Source organism: Bacillus cereus group sp. N24, assembly GCF_016483345.1.
In the GTDB taxonomy this organism is placed as follows: domain Bacteria; phylum Bacillota; class Bacilli; order Bacillales; family Bacillaceae_G; genus Bacillus_A; species Bacillus_A toyonensis.
The window spans coordinates 1-207 of sequence record NZ_JAEHCA010000183.1 but is presented as its reverse complement, the minus strand read 5'-3'; the positions used below and the strand labels follow the sequence as shown (position 1 = coordinate 207).

The window sequence follows — 207 nt, the reverse complement described above, 5'->3', positions numbered from 1 at the left end:
CATTAGCTCAGTTGGTAGAGCATCTGACTTTTAATCAGAGGGTCGAAGGTTCGAATCCTTCATGGCTCACCATTTTCAATAAAATATGCGGGTGTGGCGGAATTGGCAGACGCACTAGACTTAGGATCTAGCGCCTTTGGCGTGGGGGTTCGACTCCCTTCACCCGCACTTTTAATAAAATATCTCATAACATGTCTTGCGGAAGTA

Annotated in this window: 1 tRNA gene; it reads left to right on the top strand. The window is 45.9% G+C overall.

Annotation, left to right across the window (positions count from 1 at the left end):
* Nucleotides 1–87 precede the first annotated feature (87 nt).
* Nucleotides 88–168: transfer RNA gene (locus JDS95_RS30960), tRNA-Leu, on the top strand.
* Nucleotides 169–207 lie beyond the last annotated feature (39 nt).